This window comes from Rhodococcus sp. 05-340-2 (genome assembly GCF_002258915.1).
Lineage (GTDB): Bacteria > Actinomycetota > Actinomycetes > Mycobacteriales > Mycobacteriaceae > Rhodococcoides.
Genome location: NZ_NOYU01000013.1, coordinates 124,045 through 146,399, shown reverse-complemented (window position 1 = coordinate 146,399; position 22,355 = coordinate 124,045). Strand labels below are relative to the sequence as shown.

Genomic DNA, 22,355 nt, shown 5'->3' with positions numbered 1-22,355 from the left:
GTGGACCTTGTCCACCGCCGCCTCACCGGAGGGAATCTCCGCAACCGCGAGACGTTTACGAAGATCGGCCAATTTACCCGCAGTCGTATGAATATCGGGTTCGGTCGTTGTCATGAAGGTGTCCCCTACGGTCGCTGTTCGGACGTGTCGAATGGTTCTGATGTCAGCTGGTTGCGAGTGATCGCGCGATCACCAGACGCTGAATCTGGTTGGTGCCCTCGAAAATCTGAGTGATCTTGGCGTCGCGCATGTAGCGCTCGACGCGGAAGTCGCGGGTGTACCCGTAGCCGCCGAACACCTGCACCGCATCGGTGGTCACCTTCATGGCAGCATCGGTGGCGATCAGCTTGGCCACGGAAGCGTTGCGCGAGTACGGAAGTCCGGCGTCACGCCGACGGGCAGCATCGAGGTAGGTGGCGCGGGCGGAGTCCACTGCCGCCGCCATGTCCGCCAGCACGAAACCGAGGCCTTGGTGGTCGATGATCTTCTTGCCGAACGCCGTACGTTCCTGCGCGTACTTCACCGCGTCGTCGAGTGCCGCCTGGGCGATTCCCACTGCTACAGCGGCAATTCCGAGCCGTCCGGCATCGAGTGCACTGAAGGCGATCTGCAGTCCCTGCCCCTCCGCGCCGATTCGCCACTCGGTGGGTACGTGCACGTTGTCGTAGTGCGCCGAGGTCGTCGGGATCGCGTGCAGTCCCATCTTCTCCTCGGGCCGACCGAAGCTCAGGCCGTCGGTTCCATCCGGAACCAGAAAGCACGAGATACCCTTCGATCCTTCGCCTGTTCGAGCGAACAGGTTGTAGAAGTCGGCCACTCCGCCGTGCGTGATCCACGCCTTCGAACCGTTCACCGTGTAGCCGCCCTCGGTCGGGGTGGCCTTGCAACTCAATGCGGCAGCGTCCGAACCTGCCTGCGCCTCGGACAGCGAGTAGGCGCCGATCTGTGCCCCACCGAGCATGTCGGGAAGCTTGTCGGCTTTCTGTCGGTCGGTACCGAACGCCATCACGGGATAGCAAGCCAGACCGTGCACGCTCACTGCGACTGCCACTGCCGCCCAGCGCGACGCCAGTTCTTCGAGGACCTGGAGGTAGACCTCGTACGGTTGGCCTCCACCTCCCCATTCCTCCGCGTACGGCAGGCTCAGCAGTCCCGCCTCACCCAGGGTGGCGAACACGCGGTCGGGGTACGCCTCACGCCGTTCGTGGTCGTCGACGATCGGGTCGAGCACCTTGTCTGCCACGTCGCGGGTCAGCGCGATGAGGTCGCGCGCTTCGGCAGTGGGCAACAGACGATCGACGGGCACGTGAAAAACCTCCGGAAAGTTCGGACCAGTACTGCCGGATGATCCGCAGTACTGATGCAGAGTACTGCACAAGGCGATGCAGTACCATCCCTGATGTGAACGCACCCGTGACCTCGCATGCGACGGCACGCCGTTCCGAACTCTTCGACCAGCTCGTGAGCCTGTTTCTGGCGGAGGGCTTCGCACACCTGACGCTCGACACCATCGCGGCCCGCCTCCGATGCTCCAAGTCCACCCTGTACACACTGGCGTCGAGCAAGGACCAGCTGGTCGGCGGTGCCACCGTGCACTACTTCAAGTCCATGACCACGCAGGTAGAAAGCGCGGTCGCCGAGGTCGACGGCACCCGCAATCGCATCACCACATATCTGACCGCGGTGGGCGCAGCTCTGGAATCGGCGTCCGAGCAGTTCATGACCGACCTGGCATCACTGGAGGCGGCCCGCTCGGTGTACGAACGCAACACTGCGATCGCCGCGCGCCGCGTCCAGGAACTGATCAGCGAGGGCGTGGCCAGCGGCGAAGTGCGCGACGTGCACGCGGCCTTCGTCGGCGACGTCGCCTCCTCGGTCATGGTTCGCATTCAGACTCGCGAGGTGTTCCGCCTGACCGGACTGAGCGATGGCGACGCCTATCTCGAACTGGCGAAGCTCTTGACCGCAGGCATCGGCGCGTAGCCCCGACGCCGGGAATGGATTCACCCCGACACACGCTGAAGTACAGTGAATGTAGTTGATCCTTCAACGAAAGAGCACGTGATGAAGAAGATCGGATTCCTGTCCTTCGGACACTGGTCACCGTCCCCACAGTCGCAGACGAGGTCCGCGTCGGACGTGCTGCTGCAGTCCATCGACCTGGCGGTCGCAGCCGAAGAACTGGGTGCCGACGGCGCGTACTACCGCGTCCATCACTTCGCCAACCAACTCGCGTCGCCGTTCCCTCTGCTCGCCGCCGTCGGTGCCAGGACGAGCACCATCGAGATCGGCACCGGCGTCATCGACATGCGCTACGAGAACCCGTTCTACATGGCCGAGGATTCGGGCTCCGCCGATCTCATCTCGGGTGGGCGGCTGCAGCTCGGGATCAGCAGAGGATCGCCCGAGCAGGTCATCGAGGGTTACCGCTATTTCGGCTACACCCCGGCCGAGGGCTCCGATCATGCCGACATGGCCCGCGAGCACACCCGTATCTACCTCGACCTCCTCGAAGGCAAGGGCTTCGCGCAGCCCAATCCACGGCCGATGTTTCCCAACCCGCCCGGACTACTGCGCCTCGAACCGCACTCCCCCGGTTTGCGGCAGCGAATCTGGTGGGGTGCCGGCACCCGCGAGACCGCCGAGTGGACCGCGCGACAGGGCATGAATCTGATGAGTTCGACGCTGTTGAGCGAAGACACCGGTGTGCCGTTCCATCAACTGCAGGCCGAGCAGATCGAGCGATTCCACAAGACGTGGAGCGACGCCGGACACGACTTCGCGCCGCGAACGTCCGTGAGCCGCAGCATCTTTCCGATCGTCAACGATCTCGACCGTGCCTACTTCGGCCGGGAGGGCACTGGCGACGACCAGGTCGGCTATCTCGACGGCGGCAAAGCTCGATTCGGCAAGACGTACGCGGGTGAGCCCGATCGGCTGATCGAGGAGCTCGCTGCAGACGAAGCGATCGCGGCCGCAGACACTCTGCTGCTCACCGTCCCCAATCAGCTGGGCGTCGAGTACTGCGCGCACGTATTGGAGACTCTGCTCCGCGACGTCGCTCCGGCGCTGGGGTGGCGTTGATCACCTGGTGAGCGTATGCGTTTGGGTTCGGCGAACGTGGGTACTGGCAGCGAGTTCACCCACCCCCACCTGCCAGGAGTTCCCATGCTCAAACGCGACGTATCCGCGCGCCTCGATGTAGACATCACCGCAGCCACCACGCTCGAATTCCAGATTGCGATCGCGCCACATCCGGGCACGACGGTCACCGAATCACTGTCCTTCGTTCTCGACGGCAACCCCATCGAGGCAAAGGAAGTGAGCGGGCCGCACGGCAACCGAATTCACGTCATGCCTGCCGACGTGGGCAACCTGCAGGTGTCGTACGACGCCACGATCCTGGGCAACACCACCCCGGCACCGGTCACCGACTACGACATGTCGCTCTACCTCCGACCCAGTCGGTACGCCGAGGCCGACAAGTTCTACGGATTCGCCGCAACCGAATTCGGCGACTACGCGGACTCCGAGGAACTGCTGGCCAAGATTTCCGCATGGGTGGGCGCGCGCCTGAGCTACGTTCCGGGTAGCAGTGATCCGATCGACGGAGCCGTCGACACGCTGCTCGCCGGACAGGGCGTCTGCCGCGACTACTCACACCTCGTGGTCGCCATGCTGCGTGCGGTCAACGTTCCGGCCCGCCTGGTGGCGGTGTACGCACCCGGCTGCGATCCGATGGACTTCCACGCGGTCGCCGAAGCGTTCGTCGGCGGCCAGTGGCGCGTCGTCGATGCCACGTGCCTCGCACCTCGCTCGACGCTGGTCCGGATCTCGGTCGGTCGCGATGCTGCCGACACCGCTTTCCTGGACAACCACAAGGGTGCCATCACCCTGAACAGTTCTGTCGTCACCGCCGTGGTCGACGGCGAGCTCCCCCAGGACGACATCACCGAGTTGGTCTCCCTCACCTGATCCCCAACCGGGTGCCATCGTGAGCTACCTCACAGCGGCGTTTGTTTTCGGCGACTGAAACCGACTAAGTATCCGTTACCAACATTCACAGCCACCTGAAAGGTGTTCACCATGAGCTTCATCGACAAGGCCAAGAACGCAGCAGAGGACGCCATCGGCAAGGCCAAGGAAGTTGTCGGCGACGCCACCGACAACAAGGACCTCGAGGCCGAGGGCAAGAAGGACCAGGGTTCGGCAGGCGTGAAGAAGGTCGGCGAGAACATCAAGGACACCTTCAAGTAACCCACTCCATCGCATCGAGTGCCGCCGATCTCGATGGTCGGCGGCACTCGCTCTTCACCCCACTCTTCTTCACACCAGAGAACGGATTCCCCTCATGACCTCATCGACCGACACGGCCGGGACCACCAAGCGTCGCGGCGGATTCGCTTCGAAGCTCGCCCTCCTCATCACGCTCGTCCTCGTCGCAGCACTGGTGATCTTCGTGCTGCAGAACACGATTCACACCAACATCAACTTCCTCGGCTGGAACTTCGAACTCGCTCAGGGTGTGTCCCTGCTCGGTGCCGCTGTCGTCGGCGCCGTCATCACGCTCGCCGCAACGGCCGCACTGAAGGTTCGACGCGCAGTCCGCTGACCGACTTCGACACGACAGGATTCCTCCGATGATTCCCTTGCTCGCACGCAAGTACCTGTACCGCTACCTCATCGTCGCGATAGGGCTCCCCATTCTCGCCCGACTGCTGGCGTTCGCCGGTCAGAGCCTCGAAAAGCGAACGGGAAAGGACAACGTCGTATCGAAAGGTCTGAAGTCGGCAGGCAGATTCGCACAACGGCGAGCGTACAAGTCGCAGGGCAGCAAGGATAGCGAGTCCGAGCACACCCTTCGCTAGACCGGTCGACGAGCGCGTCGACCAGCTGTACCGACCGGCACGGCGACGATCAGTGTCCTGCCGGGTCGGTCAGCGACTTGCCTTCCTGAGCCTTCACCCGCTTGCGCTCCAGCAGCACAAGCACGATTCCGGCGATCAGGAGGACCGGCGCGGCTACCGCCCCGATCCACGTCCAGCCACCGAACCCGTACCCGGCCGCGGTGAGTGTGAGGCCGAGGCTCACCAATGCCAGACCGATGCAGATGTATCCCGGCCAGTTGCGGGTGTCGACGATTGCCTCACCGGCGTGGCCGCGGGTTGTCCGGTCGTCATCGGTGGCACCGGCGTCGGCTTCGCTCATGTTCTCGTGCTCCATGCGGACCTCTCGAGATGATGTGCGACGGCCACTGACCGCAAGCCGGTCCTGAGAAGCGTTCGCCGCCTGCACCTCGCTCTTCCCCGAACCCGCCGTCCACAAACATGCGACCGAGGCTCAGTCGTGCCAACTCACTGCAGCGAACGGAGCGTGGCTCGTCAGTCGACCGACGATGCCGGCGTGGGCGAAATCTTTGGCGGTGGCGACCGCGTCGAGCACGTCTGTGCCCTTCGCGAGCTCAGCGGTGATGGCTGCGGCGAACACGCAGCCGGCACCCGACACGCGTTCTTCGCCCACCTTGGGGGCGCGCAGCACCGTCAGTTCGGACCCGTCGTAGACGACGTCGACGGCCTCGTCGCCGGGCAGACCCGCGCCGCCTTTGACCACCACGAAACGAGGCCCGAGATCGGCAATTCTCTTGGCGGCCTCACCCAGGTCGTCGACGGTGTCAATGGCGTCCATTCCGGACAAGGTCTGCGCCTCGAACAGATTGGGGGTGATCACGGTGGCCAACGGAAGAATGTCGCGCCGCAGGGCATTGTCGGTGTCGAGTGCGGCGCCCGGCTCCTGGCCCTTGCAGATCAGCACCGGATCGACCACCACATGCCGCCACGGCTGCAGACGCAACGACGTCGCTACCGTGTCCACGGTGACGGGGGTGCCGAGCATGCCGATCTTCACGACATCGAGATCATGTGCGGCAGTGGCTATTTCGATCTGATCGGCAATGACCGTGCTGTCGATGGGTACGAATCGGTGACCCCAGCCCGCCTTCGGATCGAACGAGACGATGCACGTGATCGTGCCGACTCCGTAGACCCCGAGCCGCTCGAAGGTCTTGAGATCTGCTTGCAGACCGGCTCCGCCGGTGGCTTCCGAACCAGCGATGACGTACGCGATTGTCGACATGACCTCAGTATGACAATCGCCGATCCGCACCGACGCGAGTGGTCGCCACCGGATTGGGTCCGGCGGTTTCGGGGCATACGTCGATTTCGTTCGTTCCACCGACCAAGCAACGACACCGCGCAGTACATCGACTTCGAGCCCAGGAGCAGCGGCGCACGATCGGCGATCGTGCAATCACGCACCACGACGAGAGTTCGGAGGCCGAATCGTGCCCACCAGCAGAAGTACGACAGCCAGTTGCGAGGACGTCTGGAACGTCCTGGCGAACGGATGGAGCTATGCGACCTGGGTCGTCGGCGCATCCCGCATCCGCGCGGTCGATGGACACTGGCCCGCTGTCGGCAGCTCGATCCATCACTCGGTCGGTGCGTGGCCGGCGGTGCTCAGTGATGTCACGCGCTCGGTGGGACTTCACGCCGGTCGCGAACTGGTGCTGGAGGCACGAGCATTGCCGTTCGGAAAGGCGTCGATCACAGTGCGCCTGCATCCTGTCGCCACAGGGTGCCGTATCGAGATCATCGAGCACGCGATCACCGCGCCCTTCGATCTGGTGCCGGATCGGGTACAGCACCTGCTGGCGCATCCTCGCAACGCCGAGGCGCTACGCAGGCTCGCGCTCCTGGCCGAGCGGTCCACTGCACCGTGAGCAAGACACCACTGCGGCAATCGGTTTCGGGAAACGTGCTGTTCGTGTTCGTTCACGGTGCCGGAAGCCCCGCTCTCGGTGTGGAAGTCGCGCCGCACTTCGTCGGTAACCTGCTGACCAGCAAGACCGCTACCGAACAGAGGAGTGCAGTCTCATGACCACCACCGAGGTCGACGCGATCGTGATCGGCAGTGGCCACAACGGCTTGGTCGCGGCGGCAGCGATGGCAGACGCCGGCTGGGACGTCGTGGTCCTCGAGGCCGCCGAACACCCAGGCGGCGCTGTGCGCAGCGCCGAACTCGTTCCCGGTTTCACCAGCGACCTCTTCAGCGCCTTCTATCCGCTGGCGCTCGCCTCGCCTGCCATGGAGGCACTCGAGTTGGAAAGCCACGGGCTGCAGTGGTCGCACTCCCCCGCGGTGTACGGCCATGCGCGGTCACCGCAGGACACCGACGCTCCGGTCGTCCACCACGACGTCGAGACCACCGCCGCGCGGCTGTCGGAACACGACGCGCGAGACGGCCGAACCTGGCTGCGGCTCTTCGAGCAATGGGAACGCATTCGCGAGCCCTTCATGAATTCGCTGTTCGGACCGTTTCCGCCGGCCGTCCCCGCGGCTCGACTCGTCCGCACCTTGGGAGTGCCGGAGACACTGCGCTTCGCACGATTCGCTGCTCTCCCCGCTCGGGTGATGGCTCACGAGCTCTTCCACAGCGAGGCCGCTCGCTGCCTCCTGCTGGGCAACGCCATGCACGGCGACGTTCCGACCGATGCCCCGGTGAGCGGCATGATGGGTTGGCTGCTCACCATGCTGGCCCAGGACGTCGGGTTTCCTACCCCCGTGGGCGGATCGTCCGCGCTGACAACCGCGTTGATACGCCGTGGGGCCGCGTCGGGTGCGGTGCTCGAATGCGGTCAGGCTGTCGAGCACATCGAGGTGCGCGGCGGCCGCGCTCGTGCTGTGCACACTGCGGCCGGAAGCACGTTTCGGGCGCGCCGGGCCATCGTGGCCGACGTGTCCGCACCGGCTCTGTACGGTTCACTGCTTCCGTTCGACGCCGTTCCGCGCCGCGTCCACGACGACCTGCGCACCTTCGAGTGGGACACCCCGGTGGTGAAGGTGAATTATGCACTCGATCGTCGAATTCCTTGGAACTCACCTTCTTTGGCCGATGCCGGCACGGTTCATCTGGGGGCCGACGACAACGGTCTCGTGCATTGGGCAGCCGACCTCACCACCGGGGTTCTCCCGCAGAGCCCCTTCATGCTGTTCGGCCAGATGACCACTGCCGATCGGAGCAGATCGCCGGAGGGCACCGAAAGCGCCTGGGCCTACACGCATCTGCCGAGAGGCGTCGTCGACGACGCGGCTGCCGACACAGTGGCGGATCGAGTGGACCGAGTCCTCGACGCTCACGCCCCGGGATTCCTGGATTCGGTCGTCGGCCGGGTCGTACAGCGCCCGAGCGATCTGCACGGTGCCGACGCCAATCTGCACGGTGGTGCGGTGAACGGCGGAACCGCGCAGCTGCAGCAGCAGTTGATCTTTCGTCCGACGCCGGGGCTGGGGCGATCGGAAACGCCGGTGGAGGGCCTGTTCCTGGGTTCGGCATCGGCGCACCCGGGTGGCGGAGTGCACGGGGCAGCCGGCCTCAATGCTGCCCGGGCAGCGCTCGGCCAGCGAGGTGTACGTGGCTGGGTGAAGAAGAAGATCACCGGTTCGCTCATCGACTTGTTGACCCGGTAGCGCCGTTATCGGACCGAGATCCTTCGTTACCGATTCGAGACCTCCGACAGAGTCTTCCGAAATCGGACACTGGCATTGTTGAAAGCACAACAACTCAGCGTCTCGCAACCGGGGGCACCCGCCGGGAACGATCGCTTCGGGGAAGAGGTAAGCATGTTGACCAACACCGCAACCATGGAACGCTCCATTCGCGATGACGAGGGCGTGTTCCGACTCGAGACGGTCACGGGCTCGAACGGCCACAACACTCTGCGCGCCTTCGGCGAGCTGGACATGTCCACTCGCGCCGAATTCGTCCACAGTCTCGACCGGTTGGCCTCCGCGTCCGATCGGGTCTCGGTCGATCTGTCGGAGGTGTCGTTCATGTACTCCGGCGTCGCCAACGCGATCATCGACGCCACCTACGTACATCCGGGCAAGATCGCCGTACTCGCACCCGCACGGTCGGTGCGCATGGTCCTGGAGGTACTGGGTGCAGGCGGCCTGTTCGCCGACACGTTTCGGTCGTGAATCGGACTCGCTAACAGGTAACGTCGAAAACATGCCAGACGAGCCGACCGGAGCACCCTTCGAGATCGCGGCGGCAGCACACGACGCGACGACCGTGCTCACCGTTCGAGGCGAACTCGATCTCGACACCATCCCGGAACTGTCGGCCGTCGCGTTCCCGGCTGCCGACACCGCACGAGGTGGACTCGTGGTGGACCTGACGGACGTCAGCTTCCTCTCGTCCAGTGCGATCACAGTGCTGGTTCGAGTGTGCGATCGACTACCCGACGCTTCGCGCATGGCACTGGTGGCGGTCGACGGTGTCGTGGTTCGGCCGGTGCAGCTCAGTGGGATCGATCGGGTGATGGCGACATTCACGACCGTGCCCGACGCGGTGGATCATGTTCGGTCGGCATCTCTCGACGCGGAGGTCGACCGATGACTCGCCGATACCGACTCGGACACCTTTCATGACCGAGAGCAGCCCCACGGCGCTCCCCCATCGCTGGAGCCACACCGCGCCCGCCGAGCCCGCCGTGGCAACCGTCATCAGGCACCGGTTGCACCATTGGACCGTCGAACTCGGCGTGAGGACCGATCTGGTGGACGACATCGTCCTCGGGGTCTACGAGGCACTCGCGAACGTGGTCGAACACGCCTATCACTCGGTGCCAGAGCCCGGAACGATGACCATCACCGCTTCATACGAACACCGGACGCTGACGGTGACGATCTCCGACACCGGAACATGGCGTCCACCGACGCCTGCGACCAATCGCAGCCACGGTCTGCAACTGGCAGCCGCGGTGGCCGACGAACTCCTCGTCGACCATCGACCCGGTTACGGCACCGTGGTGACTGCCGTGTGGACCGATCCGGTCACGACCGACCGCGCGAGATCCGCCACCCGCTCGTCATGACCGAAGGGAGTCCCCATGTCTGCCCCGGCTGCTGATCTACTCGACACGGCACCCTGTGGCGTCTTCTCGGTCGACGTCGCCACCTTGCGAATCCTCTACGCGAACACGGCCGCCGCACGGATCACCTCGCGCAGCCGCGAGGCGCTCGTCGGAACGACCGTCACCGAGCTGTTCACGGTCGAGTTCGAGCCGATGCTGACGGCTCTGCTGGATGTCGCGTCGACATCGGGATCGGACGCACCGATCGGAGCGACCGCAGACTTGACCGTTGCGACCGATCGACGTGCCGCGATTGCCGTATCGATTCTGGCCAACAGCCTGCGTACGCCCGCGGGGGCCCTGACGGTGACGATGACGCTGCACAACGAGACCGAACGCAACGTGCGCGAAAGGGACCTGGTCGACGCCCGCGACACCGCGGAGGCAGCCCAGGACAACGCAGAGGCCGCGCTGGACAGATCGCAGGACGCACTGAGCGCGTCGGAGGAAGCACGCAAGCTCGCCGAGGCGGAGAGAACGCAGGTGCAGATCCTGGCCTCGACGTTGCAACGCACTCTGCTGCCGCCGATCCTGTCGGCTCCGACGGGCATGAACGTGGCAGCCCACTATCACCCCGCATCCCTCGACGAGGTCGGCGGCGACTTCTACGACGTGTTTCCCCTCGACAAACGAACGTGGGGATTCTTCCTCGGCGACGTCAGCGGTAAGGGGGCCGGAGCCGCCGCCGTGACTTCACTGACCCGGTACACCCTGCGGGCCGCCGCCGTCTTCGACCGCAACCCGATATCGGTGCTCGAAAACCTCAATACCGTTCTGCACCACGAGTTTCACGGCGATGACCCACGGTTCTGCACGGTGGTTTTCGGCACCATCACCCCGGGACCGGACGGCGCGGTGGTGAATCTCGCCAGCGGCGGGCATCCGCCGGCCCTGCGCATCACACACGACGCCGTCGTGGACTTCGTCGACACCACCGGTGGCCAGTTGGTCGGAGCATTGGCCGAGCCGCACTTCGCGTCGGCATCGGTGACCCTGCGACCAGGCGACGTCATGGTGTTCTACACCGACGGATTGACCGAAGCGATCGTCGGACCAGGACGGACGCGCTTCGACGACCACGGTGGCCTCGAATCCTTCGCTGCCGGAGAGGGTTCGACGACTGCACCGAAGATCGTCGACGACCTGACTTCCCTCTTGGCGTCCTTCGGGGACGGCCTGCAGGACGACGTCGCTCTGCTCGCCTTCGAGGTACCCCGCGACGACGCCGACTCGTAACTGTCGAGGCCGAGTCCGCGGGTTCGCTCAACGAGCGCGAATTCCCGAGAGGAACACCCGCAGAACGTAGTCGGACACTTGTTCCGGGCCTTCCTCGGACCGGGAGACGGATCTGATGACCACGTTGTTGGCGAGTATCGTCGCCAGTTCACTCGCCGACGCCTCCGTACCGAAGTCGCCTCGCCGCTGGCCACGTTCGAGGATCGGGGTGAGCGCCGAGGGCAGCGGTAGTTGCTCCCGAATGGTGGTGACGGTGCTCGGCTCGTGAAACTGCTCGAAGCTCAGGGCCAGCAGCATTCCCGAGCTCATCGAGCGGTTGCGCGCGACGAACTCCGCGAGCCGATTGACCGAACGCTCCAGTGCGGCAATCGGTTCCACTTCCAGTCGGGCGTCGGCGCGCCCCAGCCGAAGGACGCGCTCGAACTCCGGCGTCAGTGCGGCGACGATGATGTCGACCTTGCTCGGGAAGAGGCGCTTGAGATCGGCAACGGTGAGCGAGGACGCAGTTGCGATGTCGGCGAGGGTGACCGAGAAGTATCCGTGCGCCGCGAACAGCGTCTCGGTCGCCGCGATGACGTCGGATTCGATGTCGGCCCTCGAATGATCGAGAGCCTCGACAGATGCAGGCGCGTCCGCCGGTCGCGCGATGCGTTCACGACGATCCGAGTGAACCGGGTCCACAGCCCAATCCAGCAGCGATTCGACGGCCGCGGACGCTCGAGACGTGGGCACCGTTCCCGGGCTGAGGGTTTCGCGGAAAGCGAGCCCGTCGAGCAGAGCGACGAGGACCGTGGACAGTCCGGTCACCGTCAGCGGCGTTCTCACCGAACCCCCGAGCTCACGCAGCTCGAGTCGGAGAGCGTCCCCGACGGCGTCGTCCATGGCGTCGAATTCGGGTGCCAGCGACGATCGGGCTCCGGCGTGGTCGGAGGCGATCATCGCGCCGATCATTCTCCTGCGCAGCAGGCCGGAGGTCAGTTGCTCGAAGTAGGACGCGAGATCCGACGAGAGATGCCCTGCGTCGTCGGGCTTCGCGTACTGCAGGGTCACGTGCGCGAGCAGGTCCTCGACGAACGCTTCCTTGCCACCACGCTCCCCGGCACGGGAGGACCCGGGGTACGCATTGTGAAAAGTCTGATGCGACAGCCCGGCTTCTTCCACGACCGAGGCAATCGACAAAGACCTGGCCAGCACCGACATGTCGAGATCGGTCAGCAACCGTGAGCCCGCCCGGAGCAGTTGTTCGCGGGGTGTGAATTTCGGGCTCAACGACGACCGCCTACGATGTTCGATCCGGTGGATTACGAACTATAGCAATGGTTCCGTCGGCCCCTGATTTTACAAGTGTGTAAAGCCGATTCGACAACTATCTCCAATGCAGTGCTCGGCCTCGAACCCTTTGGTGTTGTTTCATGTTTTCCGGCGTGGTCGGATGTTCGAAACACCCAAGTCGGACAGCGGGGTCGGATGCAATGCGAGTGACGAGTACAGGTCTGTCGACCACGACGATTCAGGCTCCGCCCGGTACCTCGATTCACCCGGCGCAGCGATTCGCGCCGCGCCGCAGTGCATCGACGGTGCGGGCCAGGACCGCCGCGAATTCCGGCACCGACAAGCCCACCTCACCGCAGGACGCGTCGACGCTTGCCGATCCGGGACTCACCGCACGCGAAATCGCAGTCCTCGGTGCGTGGTTGCGCTGCGACTCCAAACAAGAAGTCTGTGCGGTTCTGCACATCGCGCTCGGCACGGTGAATACCCACCTGTCTCGAATTCGCGCGAAGTATGCCACGGTCGGTCGAGCGGCACCCACCAAAGCCTCGCTCGTGGCCCGGGCGCTGCAGGACGGCTTGGTCACCCTCGACGATCTCTGACCGACCTGCGCTGAGACGGCCCCGGATCACACCCGCCCTCGGTCGGCCCACGGGTCGCTGCGTCGCCACAGGGTCGGTAGTTCGAGGGCGATGCCGTCTCTTCGCGCGCAGGCGTCCAGCACATCGATGGAGGCAGACATGTCGTCGAAGGCGTACGCGAGCGCCTGCAGTGGTTCGTCCAGGGACCGAAAGAAGTTGTCCCAGTGCGTCAGGACCACGCGCCGGGCACCGACCGCCACGACCGTCTCCTGCCAGTACTGCTCGACGAACGCGCGCGGTCGGCGGCCGAGTTGTCCTATCGAGAGGTAGACCACGTCGGCACGGCGACCGTCGAGCATGCCGGACCGGAAACCGGCGCTGCTGTGAACGAGTGCGGTCCGGCCACTCGGAATGTGTTCGACGTGCATCGACCATGCCTCACCGCACCGGTACTCGTGCACCCGAGCCGGTTGGGTCAGTGGCCGGTCTATCGTTCCGTGCGCCCGATCCGGATACGAGTGAACCGATTCGACGAACGTGACGGCAAAGTTGCCGTGCGCCGTTGTCCCACCGTTCTCGACCACGACGATGCGGTCGTCCGGGAGGTCCGAACCCCGCCCGATGAAACCGGTCGAGGAACCGCCGACCAGAACGGCACCGGTGCGCAGCGCTACCGCCGCCGAGTCGAGTGCGTGATCGTAGTGCGAGTGAGCGCACAGCACAGCGTCGAGCGTGGTGATCCCTGCTCTGCGCAGGGCCGCATCGATGCGCTGCATGTCCGACCGCAGCGGTAGGGCAAGGGTTTTCGGAAGCGACGGTCGCGAGAAGAAGCCGTCGGTGAGGATCGCCGATTCGCCGTCGTCGAAGAGCACCGTGCTGACACCGAGGAACGACACCGTCACCGGCGACCGCGGACCCGCCGACGCCGTGGTGGCGATCTCCGTCGGACCGGGCAGCGCGGGACGACCGATTCTCCTGGCCACTGTCACGCCTGCGCAGCGAGCGCGCGTCCGGCCTGCCGGCCACCGAAGATGCACCCACCCAGGAACGTTCCCTCCAACGAGCGGTACCCGTGCACACCGCCGCCGCCGAAACCGGCGATCTCACCTGCCGCCCACAGGCCGTCGATCGCGTGTCCGTCTCCGTCGAGGACACGACCCTGCAGGTCGGTTTGAATGCCGCCCAACGTTTTCCGGGTGATGATGTTCAGACGCACGGCGATCAACGGACCCGACTTGGGATCGAGGATCTTGTGCAGTGAGGCCGTACGGGCGATGCGCTCTCCGCGCGAACGACGCGAGTTGTGTATTGCGGAGATCTGCAGGTCCTTGGTGAACGGATTGTCGACCTCACGGTCGCGGGCCTCGATCTGCCGCTTCAGATCGGCGAGGTCGATCAGATCCTCGCCGGAGACCCTGTTCATTCCCTGGACGAGTTCGGCGAGGGTGTCGGCGACGACGAAATCCTCTCCGTTCTTCTTGAACGCCTCGACCGGTTCGCTCGCACCGGGCAACACTCGGCCGAGAACGAGCTTGAGGTTCTTTCCGGTGATGTCCGGATTCTGCTCCGATCCCGAGAGCGCGAACTCCTTCTCGATTACCTTCTGCGTCAGAACGAACCAGGAGTACTCGAATCCACTGTCCTGGATGGCTTTCAACGTTCCAAGGGTATCGAATCCAGGAAAGTTGGGAACGGGGAACCGTCGCCCACGCGCGTCGAACCACATGGACGACGGGCCGGGAATGATTCTGATTCCGTGGTTCTTCCAGATCGGATTCCAATTCTTGATGCCCTCGGTGTAGTGCCACATCCGGTCCTTGTTGACCAGGCGGCCACCGACTTTCTCGGTGATGCCGAGCATGCGGCCGTCCACGTGTTCGGGAACTCCCGAGATGAGGGACTTCGGGGCCGTACCCAACCGTGCCGGCCAGTTCTCGCGCACCAGGTCATGGTTGGCTCCGATGCCGCCCGCCGTGACGAGCACGGCTCCGGCACGCAGCTCGAACTCGCTCACCTCCACGCGGGTACTGCCAGAACCTCGCTCCGCGGAACTGGGTTCGAGAACTGCACCGCGGACTCCCTCGACCGTTCCGGCGCTGACGATGAATTCGTCGACGCGGTGGCGAAAACCGAAGCGCACCAACCCTTTGTCGGCGGCCTCACGCACACGACGCTCGAACGGTGCGACGACTCCTGGCCCGGTTCCCCAGGTCAGGTGGAACCGCGGAACCGAGTTTCCGTGTCCCTCGGCGAGGTAGCCACCACGTTCGGCCCACCCCACGATGGGTACCCAGCGCACACCCTGCGCGTGCAGCCAGGACCGCTTCTCCCCCGCCGCGAAATCGAGGTACGCGCGCGCCCACTGGTGCCCCCAGTAGTCCTCGCCTGCGGGATCGTCGATGCCGCGGTCGAAGGTCGCGGTGCCGAGCCAGTCCTGCCACGCAAGCTCAGCAGAATCCTTGATGCCCATGCGTCGCTGCTCCGGAGTGTCGACCATGAACAGACCGCCCAGTGACCAGAACGCTTGACCGCCCAGGTTCTGCTCGGGCTCCTGGTCGAGGAGCAGCACCCGCTTTCCGGCGTCGGCCAGTTCGGCGGTCGCCACCAGTCCGGCCAAGCCTGCACCCACCACGATCACGTCTGCGTCCATTGCCCCACTCTTCTGCTCGACCGACTGTCTCCCTCGACTGTGCTGTCGTCGGTGCAGGAACTCAAGGAAAGTTGCTCCAATGACGATACGGCTTATCAGTGACTGATAAATGTGAGACGATGCCGCGGTGTACCGAGCCAGGGCCGCGGTGGTAGCCGAGATCGAAGCCGAACTGGTCGCTGTGGTGGCGTCGGCAGTGCAGGGCGTACGGGATGCGATCCCGGTCTATCACAACCTGCACGGTCCGCAGTTGGCGGACGTCGAGGCGATCGCCTACTGGTCGTTGCGTCGCCTGATGACGTTGTGGGCGGGCGGCGACCCCGCTATCGACGAACGCGATCACAGTCGATTCCGCGCGATCGGCGCCGCTCGCGCAGCCGACGGCCGGCCGTTGGCCGACGTGCTGAGAGCGTACCGAGTCGCGTCGAGCGTGTTCGTTCGGCACGTGGCGACGAAGTACCTCGATGCGCTCGATCCACCGGACATCGCCGATCTCAGCCTGGGCGTGCTCGACGCCATCGACGCAATATCCGAGGAGATCATCGGCGCGTACATCGTTGCGCGCGAACAACTCACATCCAATCGGGCGCAGGCTCACGCCCTCTTGCTCGACGACCTACTTGCAGGCAGACACAATTCGCCAGGAGCAGTGGCCGATCGCGCCCGCGAGCTCGACCTCGAACTGCCGAGTCACCCGAATCTGCTGGTGGTGGAGCCGACCAGCGCAGGCAGATCACTGACCGACGACACCGTCGAATCACTCGTTCTCGCATTGGGACTCGCTCCGCCCGATCGCACCGCGCCGTCGACGACGCGGAATCATCTGTGCACCCGGCGCGAGCAGCGGGCGATCCTGCTGCTGCCGTCGACGATCGGTCGCGCCCAGGTCGACGTAGCATCTCGAGCGAGCGGTGTGCGTGGATGCCTGATGGAGCGATCGACCGTAGCCGGTGTCGGCAGCGCGTGGAGACTCGCGTCGGAGGCTCTGGACACTGCACCGGATCACGCGTTCGACGGCCGTGCCGTGCTCGACACCGGTGACGGGCAGTTGCTGGCACTGTTGACCGCGCGGCCCACCGCGGACACGAGCGAGGTGGTGCGCACCGTTCTCGGCTCGCTCACCGAGTCGGCGAATGCGCACATCCTCGAGGGGCTTTCGGCCTTCATCGCCACCGGCACCGCAACGGCCGCCGCGTCACAGTTGCATGTACACCCGCAGACTCTGCGCTACCGACTGCGCCGAGCCCAGGAACTGACCGGCCGGGATCCGCGATCTGCGTGGCATCGACTGGCGTTGGACACTGCGATTCAACTGCGGCAACTCGGTTGATCCGGTGTTCAGCAATGCCGGGCACATCGAAAACCCGGACACCCATGCATGAATCTTTGCGCGGTCTCGTCCACCTGAATGGGACAGTGATCGAGCGATTCAGTTGATGTTCCACGACTCGACAGCATCGAGTCGCCGGCCGTCGGAATCGTACGTGTAGAAGCCCTCTCCGTCCCCGAGGCCTGTCTTTCCCGCGTCGATACCCTTCTGCAGCATATCGGCGAATTCGACTTGATCCTCGACACCGCTCGCGCGCGCGATGTGTGCTGCGACGTTGAAGCCGACCGTGTCGTATATCTGGAACGGACCGGCGGGAGCCCCGGTGGCTATTCGCCACACGTTGTCGATGTCCGCCGGATTGGCAACCCCGCCGACGTAGAGGTTGGCTCCTGCTTGCAACAGCGGAATCAAGAGACTGTTCAACACGTATCCCGGAACTTCCTTTCGGACCGGAACGGGAACGAGGCCGATCTCCGAAGCGAAGTTCAAAACTGTATCGAAGTAGACGGGATCTGTTGCAGCAGTTGCCATCACCTCGCCTGTGTTGTACCGCCACACGAGATTGGCGAAGTGCAATGCAAGAAATTTTTCCGGCCGCCCGGTAGCCTCTGCAAAACTGCTGGGCAGTAGCGACGACGAGTTGGTTACGAAGATAGTTCTCGGCGGGGCCGACGCGGCGATATCCGACCAGACATTTCTCTTCAGCTCGAGATCCTCCGGAACTGCTTCGATCACCAGGTCGGCGTCCGAAACGGCTTCCGCGACGCTGGTGGTGGTCGTGATGGATTCGATGGCCTCGTCGAATCGCGCCTCGTCGAAAGTCTTCAGGTCACGCTTGTAGTATCCGCGCATCCATTCCCAGCGATCCGGCAGTTTGGCCAATAATTCGTCTGAAATATCGTATCCAACAACGGTTTTTCCGTGGTACGCAGCCTGCATCATGATCTGTGAACCGAGCACTCCAGTTCCGAATACGGTCACTTTCTCAACGTCAATCATGGACGACACACTTCCCATTCATCGAGTCACTGGCTTTCCCGCTCTGCACGTTCTACCGCTGACCATGGAACCACCGCCTCGGGGTCCAACAACGGATCGACTCGCTGAACGAGCGGTCGAGTCTCCCCGAGGAGCTGCTGGCCGGCGAAGGAGATCGAGCGCGCTCCCCAAGGCAGCGACATGGCCAACTGCCCAGGGTGTCACCGATACTGTCGGTTGTATCCGTATCCGGTGGCCCTTCGCCGCCGTCCGTGCAGGATTTTCGACACTATCGAGGAACCGACGCAGTGAGCAGACAGACACCGCACCGACGACGAAAGCCGGACACCGTGGCCTTGTGGTCCGACCGCCTGCTCCCCCGACTGATCGACGTCGTGCTCGACGCGTCCCACGTACACCGCTTGCGGGCCCGCGCCCTCTCCGGGCTCAGCGGCGACGTCGTGGAGATCGGGTTCGGCTCCGGCACCAACGTTCCGGTGTACCCGAGTGCGGTGACGTCCGTCGCCGCCGTCGAGCCGTCTCGCGGCGCGCGGCGTCTGGCAGCCGACCGCATTGCTGCGTCATCGATTCCGGTCCATTTCGTGGGACTCGACGGACAGTCGCTTCCCCTGCCCGACAACAGCTGTGACGCTGCGGTCAGCACGTTCACGCTGTGTACCGTGCCCGACCCCGCTCGTGCACTGCGCGAGATCGGACGCGTGCTTCGTCCTGGCGGCAAGTTGTTCTTCCTCGAGCACGGTCTGTCCCCGGACCCCCGCGTTGCCGCGTGGCAGCGTCGCCTCGACGGCATCGAGCAACGCGTCGCCGGCGGATGCCACCTCGTTCGCAACGTCCCCGAATTGGTGACGGACGCCGGCTTCACGATGGAGAAATTGGACACCGACCGGCTACCCGGGCCACGGCTGCTGCGCCCGTGGGGACATCTGTCCCTCGGGGTTGCCGCTCTACCTGTCCGATGCCGAGGTCGATCAGCGAGCGGCTGCGTGCCACACAGCTGGTGCCGTCGCGGGTGTGTGCGCGGGTGCAATTACCGCTCCATCGGATCGTCGGCTGACGCATACTCGATCGATGGCTGTAGATCCCCGCGGAAAAGACCTGAAGCGCTATCTGGAAGAAGACCCCGGTGGGCCTGTGGTGATGCTCAACCTGCTGCGGTTCGCCGACGGTGGCCGCGATTCGTACGCAGAATATGCGAAAGCGCTGGACGAGACGTTCCTTCCGCGCTACGGCGCGACGGTGCTGTATGCGGGCGACGGCTCGACGGCATTGGTAGCCGACGACGGTCAGGCCTGGGATGCGGTCCTGCTGGTGCAGTACCCCTCGCGCAAGGCATTCAGCGAAATGGTGGCCGATCCCGATTATCAGGCGGTGACGGCACTGCGGACCAGCGCGTTGAAAGAGGCGGTTCTACAGGCCACCGTTCCGTGGTCGTGAATCCGGGGCTCGCTGACCGAATTGCTCGGTCACTCAGCAGGGGTTCGCATACTCAATCTGTCGTGAGCAACCGCCTACGGAACAGATCGAGTACCTGATCCAGCGCCTGCCGTGTCGGCTCCCCCGGCTCGTCGATCAGTCCTTCGGTGACGACCGAATGCGGTGGTCCGAATGCTTCCGGGTTGAAGGAGGAATCGGGTAGTTCCACCGAGACGAATGCGTCGCCGAGCTGCTCGCGCAGCCATTGGAATCGTGCGGGCGGGCACATCTTGTCGCCTTCGAAACGCATTCCCAGGACCGTGAGCTCCCCTGCTGCACAACGACTTTTCACCTTGTCCAGGTCGCCCGGGGTGATGTCGATGGATCTACCGCGAGACTTCGATGCCGCGAACGGAAGTGAGGGCTGCGAGAGCACCGGTGCGATCAGTCGATCGTCCGCCGCCATGGCGAGAGCGAATCCTCCGGTGAAGCACATTCCGATGGCACCGACGCCTGGTCCGCCGCAGCGCTCGTGCTCCTGCTCTGCCAGAGCGCGCAACCACACCACGATGCGCGACGATTTACCGGTGGCGAGGATGGTGAATTCTCGACTGATGCACGCCGGCACCATGGCACGCGACATGGTGGCAACGGTGCCGAGCGCTCCCAGTGGCGCGGCCAGCGGATCCTTGCCGTCGACTCCGAACAGGTGCGGAACGACGGCCGTACAACCGATTCCGGCGACGGTTCTCGCGAAGTCCGCGACCCTGGGAGTGATGCCCGGCATTTCCGACATCACGATCACAGCCGGCCCGGTTCCGATGCGATACACGGGCGCCGTCCGCCCGTCCGCGGTGAACTCGGTTCGCTCGAAGTCGGCCAGCGTGTCATCGGTCATGGGAGTGCGTCCTTCTGCCAGAGGTCCACCGCGCCGAGCCGACGCATGCCGTCAAAGCTAGATCATCGGATGGACCACGGCGAGAACACCGCGGTACCGCCCCTCACCGCGCACCAGAGGGTACAGCGGCCCGAACGAGACGCCGGTGATGCGGATGATCACGAAGCGGCCGAGTCCGCGATGATCGCCACGCCCATTACGACGAACAGCGTTGCGCCTGCCGCCACTCCGGCCAGACTCGCAGCCGGCGCACCTGCCCGACGACCGATCACACTTGCCGCGACGTCGAGGGCATCGATCGCGATCCCGGCCTCCACGGCTGCTTTGCGAACGTCCGCGGATGGGTGGTGCAGCGCCATTCCCAGCGCGAGATCGCGGCCTCCGAACAGGCGCGTCGCCACCCCCGCACTTCCGACTTGATGCATGGGTCCGAGGCCGAAGGCACGCCACGAATGTGCGGGACTCGCCCACGAGATCAGTCCGGCGGTCGATCGCAGTACCGACAGTGCGAGCAAGGGAGTCGAACGTGTACGCATGACGTCTCCTTCGATTTGTAGTGGTCACTACAACAGAAGGTACCTGTAGTGACCACTACGATCAAGGTGTGGTCAAGAAACATTCACGCGAAGAGATGCTGTCCGTGGCACTGGAGGCCGCCCTGGAAGACGGCCTGAGCCGCTTGACCTTCGGCAGACTCGCATCGCGTTTGAAGATCAGTGATCGCATGGTCGTCTACTACTTCCCGACGAAGGACGAGCTCGTCACGTCCGTTCTGTCGGTAGTCGGAGATCGACTGCAACACGTGTTGGCCGCGGCGTTCTCGGTGCCGACGAACGACCACCGCTCACTGGTCGCGACGGCGTGGCCGGTGGTGGCTCAGCCCGAGTGCGATCCGCTGTTCGGGCTCTACTTCGAGGCCATCGGACAAGCAACAGCAGGAATCGAGCCCTACAAATCCGCGGCCTCGCACTTGGTGGAGGGCTGGATCGAATGGCTCGGCGGCTTCGTCGTCGGGGACCAGGACTACCGACGCAGAGAGGCTGCCGCTGCCGTGGCTGTGCTCGACGGCCTTCTGCTCATGCGGCTGCTGGGAGGCAGTGACCTCGCCGACACGGCATCGACGTCACTGCTCGATCACCGATAGATCCGCTGGGGCAGAGCGGGTTCAGGACGATACCGGTTCTTCGATCGGCGTCTGGAACGACCACAGGTGCCCCTCCGGATCACGAACGCCGTACTCCCTGACGCCGTAGGGCATGTCGGCGGGCGCGTAGTCGATCGCTGCCCCGGTTGCGGCCACTCGAGCGTGATGGGCGTCGACGTCGTCGATCAGGACCGCGAGCGAGGCGGTGACCATGCCGTTGGTCAGGGGCGAAACCATTCGATGTTCGGGAGCCTCGCGGTGCAACCAGACAACACCGTCACCGGCGTGAACCTCTCCGTGGACTGCTCGGTCACCGTCGTATTCGATCGGTCCCGGAGCCAGGCCCAGCACGTCGACGAGGTAGGAGTGGGCCGCTGCGATGTCGCGGTAGACCAACAACGTGGTCCGACCGGTCACCGCAGGCTCTTCGGTCGACAGGCACGAGAGTAGATCCAACAGCGCGTCGTCGCCGAGAAGAGCACCGTGCAGTAGTCGGTCCTCGACCGCACGAACCCGTTCGCGCACCCGAGCAAGGTCTGCCATCCGACGGTCCAGGTCTGCCAGATGCTGCCGAGTCAGGTGCTGGAAATCCGCCACGTCCGGATCGACATCGGCGAGCGGAGTTCCCAATTCTCGGAGCAGTCGAATACGGTACAGCCGATCGATATCTCCTCCGTCGTACCGACGCCTACCCCCTCTGTCTCGGTCCGGAGCGAGCAAACCCAGTTCCTCGTAGTACCGCAACGTGCGTTCGGTGACGCCGGTTCGACGCGCGACGTCACCGATTCCCCAGGTGATCGGACCTCTGCTGTTCATGAACCAGACGGTAGAACCTCACGTCGCGTCAGGAGCAAGATCT

At 64.5% G+C, this 22,355-nt stretch carries 27 protein-coding genes and 1 pseudogene; 18 read left to right on the top strand and 10 right to left on the bottom strand.

Annotated elements, in window-relative coordinates; translation table 11 throughout:
- Positions 1 to 163: 163 nt before the first annotated feature.
- The gene (locus tag CH271_RS08515; protein ID WP_094633368.1) at positions 164 to 1,306 is read right to left on the bottom strand and encodes an acyl-CoA dehydrogenase family protein; all 1,143 of its coding nucleotides are present in this window, start codon (positions 1,304 to 1,306) and stop codon (positions 164 to 166) included.
- Between the two features lie 95 nt (positions 1,307 to 1,401).
- Between CH271_RS08515 and CH271_RS08510 the strand changes: the two genes are divergently transcribed.
- The 6 genes from CH271_RS08510 to CH271_RS08485 all read left to right on the top strand — a co-directional run bounded on the left by CH271_RS08510 (position 1,402) and on the right by CH271_RS08485 (position 4,868).
- Positions 1,402 to 1,983, top strand: a complete 582-nt coding sequence (locus CH271_RS08510; protein ID WP_230596325.1) for a TetR/AcrR family transcriptional regulator — start codon at positions 1,402 to 1,404, stop codon at positions 1,981 to 1,983.
- An 81-nt stretch (positions 1,984 to 2,064) separates the two neighbouring features.
- Positions 2,065 to 3,084: an LLM class flavin-dependent oxidoreductase gene (locus CH271_RS08505; RefSeq protein ID WP_037192325.1), complete on the top strand. Its 1,020-nt coding sequence runs from the start codon at positions 2,065 to 2,067 to the stop codon at positions 3,082 to 3,084.
- An 84-nt stretch (positions 3,085 to 3,168) separates the two neighbouring features.
- Positions 3,169 to 3,975 carry a transglutaminase-like domain-containing protein gene (locus CH271_RS08500; RefSeq protein WP_032394267.1) on the top strand — a complete coding sequence of 269 codons (807 nt, stop codon included), beginning with the start codon at positions 3,169 to 3,171 and terminating at the stop codon, positions 3,973 to 3,975.
- Positions 3,976 to 4,086: 111 nt separating this feature from the next.
- Positions 4,087 to 4,257 carry a CsbD family protein gene (locus CH271_RS08495; RefSeq protein WP_008718579.1) on the top strand — a complete coding sequence of 57 codons (171 nt, stop codon included), beginning with the start codon at positions 4,087 to 4,089 and terminating at the stop codon, positions 4,255 to 4,257.
- Positions 4,258 to 4,351: 94 nt separating this feature from the next.
- On the top strand, positions 4,352 to 4,612 hold the full coding sequence (locus CH271_RS08490; protein WP_094633367.1) for a lipopolysaccharide assembly protein LapA domain-containing protein: 261 nt from the start codon (positions 4,352 to 4,354) through the stop codon (positions 4,610 to 4,612).
- Positions 4,613 to 4,640: 28 nt separating this feature from the next.
- The gene (locus CH271_RS08485; protein ID WP_094633366.1) at positions 4,641 to 4,868 is read left to right on the top strand and encodes a hypothetical protein; all 228 of its coding nucleotides are present in this window, start codon (positions 4,641 to 4,643) and stop codon (positions 4,866 to 4,868) included.
- Positions 4,869 to 4,917: 49 nt separating this feature from the next.
- Here the strand turns inward: CH271_RS08485 and CH271_RS08480 are convergent, their stop codons facing one another.
- The gene (locus tag CH271_RS08480) at positions 4,918 to 5,208 is read right to left on the bottom strand and encodes a hypothetical protein (RefSeq protein WP_037192502.1); all 291 of its coding nucleotides are present in this window, start codon (positions 5,206 to 5,208) and stop codon (positions 4,918 to 4,920) included.
- Positions 5,209 to 5,340: 132 nt separating this feature from the next.
- The gene (thiD, locus tag CH271_RS08475; RefSeq protein ID WP_094633365.1) at positions 5,341 to 6,132 is read right to left on the bottom strand and encodes a bifunctional hydroxymethylpyrimidine kinase/phosphomethylpyrimidine kinase; all 792 of its coding nucleotides are present in this window, start codon (positions 6,130 to 6,132) and stop codon (positions 5,341 to 5,343) included.
- 208 nt (positions 6,133 to 6,340) lie between these two features.
- Between thiD and CH271_RS08470 the strand changes: the two genes are divergently transcribed.
- The 7 genes from CH271_RS08470 (at position 6,341) to CH271_RS08445 (ending at position 11,209) form a co-directional block, all read left to right on the top strand.
- Entirely contained in the window at positions 6,341 to 6,778 is a 438-nt protein-coding gene (locus tag CH271_RS08470) for an SRPBCC family protein (protein WP_037192330.1), read from the top strand.
- On the top strand, positions 6,775 to 6,936 hold the full coding sequence (locus CH271_RS28755; RefSeq protein ID WP_179277873.1) for a hypothetical protein: 162 nt from the start codon (positions 6,775 to 6,777) through the stop codon (positions 6,934 to 6,936). Before CH271_RS08470 ends, CH271_RS28755 begins: the two co-directional genes overlap by 4 nt.
- Positions 6,933 to 8,525, top strand: a complete 1,593-nt coding sequence (locus CH271_RS08465; RefSeq protein ID WP_094633364.1) for a phytoene desaturase family protein — start codon at positions 6,933 to 6,935, stop codon at positions 8,523 to 8,525. Before CH271_RS28755 ends, CH271_RS08465 begins: the two co-directional genes overlap by 4 nt.
- A gap of 153 nt (positions 8,526 to 8,678) precedes the next feature.
- Positions 8,679 to 9,035: an STAS domain-containing protein gene (locus CH271_RS08460; RefSeq protein ID WP_094633363.1), complete on the top strand. Its 357-nt coding sequence runs from the start codon at positions 8,679 to 8,681 to the stop codon at positions 9,033 to 9,035.
- A gap of 31 nt (positions 9,036 to 9,066) precedes the next feature.
- Entirely contained in the window at positions 9,067 to 9,456 is a 390-nt protein-coding gene (locus CH271_RS08455) for an anti-sigma factor antagonist (protein WP_094633362.1), read from the top strand.
- A gap of 28 nt (positions 9,457 to 9,484) precedes the next feature.
- Positions 9,485 to 9,934, top strand: coding sequence for an ATP-binding protein (locus CH271_RS08450; protein WP_094633361.1), 450 nt, complete (start codon positions 9,485 to 9,487; stop codon positions 9,932 to 9,934).
- Positions 9,935 to 9,949: 15 nt separating this feature from the next.
- The gene (locus CH271_RS08445) at positions 9,950 to 11,209 is read left to right on the top strand and encodes a PP2C family protein-serine/threonine phosphatase (RefSeq protein WP_094633360.1); all 1,260 of its coding nucleotides are present in this window, start codon (positions 9,950 to 9,952) and stop codon (positions 11,207 to 11,209) included.
- Between the two features lie 27 nt (positions 11,210 to 11,236).
- Here the strand turns inward: CH271_RS08445 and CH271_RS08440 are convergent, their stop codons facing one another.
- A complete protein-coding gene (locus CH271_RS08440) occupies positions 11,237 to 12,478 on the bottom strand; it encodes a TetR family transcriptional regulator (RefSeq protein ID WP_094633359.1) in 1,242 nt (413 codons plus the stop codon).
- 209 nt (positions 12,479 to 12,687) lie between these two features.
- Here CH271_RS08440 and CH271_RS28375 point away from each other — a divergent pair, with 209 nt between their 5' ends.
- On the top strand, positions 12,688 to 13,083 hold the full coding sequence (locus CH271_RS28375; RefSeq protein WP_230596326.1) for a LuxR C-terminal-related transcriptional regulator: 396 nt from the start codon (positions 12,688 to 12,690) through the stop codon (positions 13,081 to 13,083).
- Between the two features lie 26 nt (positions 13,084 to 13,109).
- On the opposite strand, the gene CH271_RS08430 is transcribed toward CH271_RS28375, so the two are convergent.
- Entirely contained in the window at positions 13,110 to 14,045 is a 936-nt protein-coding gene (locus CH271_RS08430; protein ID WP_094633358.1) for an MBL fold metallo-hydrolase, read from the bottom strand.
- Positions 14,046 to 14,047: 2 nt separating this feature from the next.
- Positions 14,048 to 15,712, bottom strand: coding sequence for an FAD-binding dehydrogenase (locus CH271_RS08425; RefSeq protein ID WP_094633357.1), 1,665 nt, complete (start codon positions 15,710 to 15,712; stop codon positions 14,048 to 14,050).
- A 127-nt stretch (positions 15,713 to 15,839) separates the two neighbouring features.
- On the opposite strand from CH271_RS08425, the gene CH271_RS08420 reads away from it, so the two are divergent.
- On the top strand, positions 15,840 to 17,042 hold the full coding sequence (locus tag CH271_RS08420; protein WP_143546025.1) for a PucR family transcriptional regulator: 1,203 nt from the start codon (positions 15,840 to 15,842) through the stop codon (positions 17,040 to 17,042).
- Positions 17,043 to 17,141: 99 nt separating this feature from the next.
- Here CH271_RS08420 and CH271_RS08415 read toward each other — a convergent pair whose 3' ends face one another.
- A complete protein-coding gene (locus CH271_RS08415) occupies positions 17,142 to 18,041 on the bottom strand; it encodes a 3-hydroxyacyl-CoA dehydrogenase (RefSeq protein WP_037192522.1) in 900 nt (299 codons plus the stop codon).
- A 197-nt stretch (positions 18,042 to 18,238) separates the two neighbouring features.
- Between CH271_RS08415 and CH271_RS29490 the strand changes: the two are divergent.
- A pseudogene (locus CH271_RS29490) lies at positions 18,239 to 18,850 on the top strand (class I SAM-dependent methyltransferase); the annotation flags it as partial.
- 259 nt (positions 18,851 to 19,109) lie between these two features.
- The gene (locus tag CH271_RS08405) at positions 19,110 to 19,475 is read left to right on the top strand and encodes a DUF1330 domain-containing protein (RefSeq protein WP_037192341.1); all 366 of its coding nucleotides are present in this window, start codon (positions 19,110 to 19,112) and stop codon (positions 19,473 to 19,475) included.
- A gap of 52 nt (positions 19,476 to 19,527) precedes the next feature.
- Here CH271_RS08405 and CH271_RS08400 read toward each other — a convergent pair whose 3' ends face one another.
- Both CH271_RS08400 and CH271_RS08395 read right to left on the bottom strand, forming a co-directional pair.
- On the bottom strand, positions 19,528 to 20,352 hold the full coding sequence (locus CH271_RS08400) for a dienelactone hydrolase family protein (protein ID WP_094633355.1): 825 nt from the start codon (positions 20,350 to 20,352) through the stop codon (positions 19,528 to 19,530).
- Positions 20,353 to 20,510: 158 nt separating this feature from the next.
- On the bottom strand, positions 20,511 to 20,888 hold the full coding sequence (locus CH271_RS08395) for a hypothetical protein (protein ID WP_094633354.1): 378 nt from the start codon (positions 20,886 to 20,888) through the stop codon (positions 20,511 to 20,513).
- Positions 20,889 to 20,956: 68 nt separating this feature from the next.
- Between CH271_RS08395 and CH271_RS08390 the strand changes: the two genes are divergently transcribed.
- Complete coding sequence (locus tag CH271_RS08390) at positions 20,957 to 21,496, top strand: TetR/AcrR family transcriptional regulator (protein WP_094633353.1); 540 nt, start codon at positions 20,957 to 20,959, stop codon at positions 21,494 to 21,496.
- A 21-nt stretch (positions 21,497 to 21,517) separates the two neighbouring features.
- On the opposite strand, the gene CH271_RS08385 is transcribed toward CH271_RS08390, so the two are convergent.
- On the bottom strand, positions 21,518 to 22,312 hold the full coding sequence (locus tag CH271_RS08385) for a MerR family transcriptional regulator (protein ID WP_094633352.1): 795 nt from the start codon (positions 22,310 to 22,312) through the stop codon (positions 21,518 to 21,520).
- Positions 22,313 to 22,355: the final 43 nt, after the last annotated feature.

Bases quoted from the DNA above. Each gene is read 5' to 3' on its own strand.
- CH271_RS08505 (WP_037192325.1), top strand. From the start codon at position 2,065: ATGAAGAAGATCGGATTCCTGTCCTTCGGACACTGGTCACCGTCCCCA.
- CH271_RS08500 (WP_032394267.1), top strand. From the start codon at position 3,169: ATGCTCAAACGCGACGTATCCGCGCGCCTCGATGTAGACATCACCGCA.
- CH271_RS08495 (WP_008718579.1), top strand. From the start codon at position 4,087: ATGAGCTTCATCGACAAGGCCAAGAACGCAGCAGAGGACGCCATCGGC.
- CH271_RS08490 (WP_094633367.1), top strand. From the start codon at position 4,352: ATGACCTCATCGACCGACACGGCCGGGACCACCAAGCGTCGCGGCGGA.
- CH271_RS08485 (WP_094633366.1), top strand. From the start codon at position 4,641: ATGATTCCCTTGCTCGCACGCAAGTACCTGTACCGCTACCTCATCGTC.
- CH271_RS08480 (WP_037192502.1), bottom strand. From the start codon at position 5,208: ATGAGCGAAGCCGACGCCGGTGCCACCGATGACGACCGGACAACCCGC.
- thiD (WP_094633365.1), bottom strand. From the start codon at position 6,132: ATGTCGACAATCGCGTACGTCATCGCTGGTTCGGAAGCCACCGGCGGA.
- CH271_RS08465 (WP_094633364.1), top strand. From the start codon at position 6,933: ATGACCACCACCGAGGTCGACGCGATCGTGATCGGCAGTGGCCACAAC.
- CH271_RS08460 (WP_094633363.1), top strand. From the start codon at position 8,679: ATGTTGACCAACACCGCAACCATGGAACGCTCCATTCGCGATGACGAG.
- CH271_RS08455 (WP_094633362.1), top strand. From the start codon at position 9,067: ATGCCAGACGAGCCGACCGGAGCACCCTTCGAGATCGCGGCGGCAGCA.
- CH271_RS08450 (WP_094633361.1), top strand. From the start codon at position 9,485: ATGACCGAGAGCAGCCCCACGGCGCTCCCCCATCGCTGGAGCCACACC.
- CH271_RS08445 (WP_094633360.1), top strand. From the start codon at position 9,950: ATGTCTGCCCCGGCTGCTGATCTACTCGACACGGCACCCTGTGGCGTC.
- CH271_RS08425 (WP_094633357.1), bottom strand. From the start codon at position 15,712: ATGGACGCAGACGTGATCGTGGTGGGTGCAGGCTTGGCCGGACTGGTG.
- CH271_RS08415 (WP_037192522.1), bottom strand. From the start codon at position 18,041: ATGATTGACGTTGAGAAAGTGACCGTATTCGGAACTGGAGTGCTCGGT.
- CH271_RS08405 (WP_037192341.1), top strand. From the start codon at position 19,110: ATGGCTGTAGATCCCCGCGGAAAAGACCTGAAGCGCTATCTGGAAGAA.
- CH271_RS08400 (WP_094633355.1), bottom strand. From the start codon at position 20,352: ATGACCGATGACACGCTGGCCGACTTCGAGCGAACCGAGTTCACCGCG.
- CH271_RS08395 (WP_094633354.1), bottom strand. From the start codon at position 20,888: ATGCGTACACGTTCGACTCCCTTGCTCGCACTGTCGGTACTGCGATCG.
- CH271_RS08385 (WP_094633352.1), bottom strand. From the start codon at position 22,312: ATGAACAGCAGAGGTCCGATCACCTGGGGAATCGGTGACGTCGCGCGT.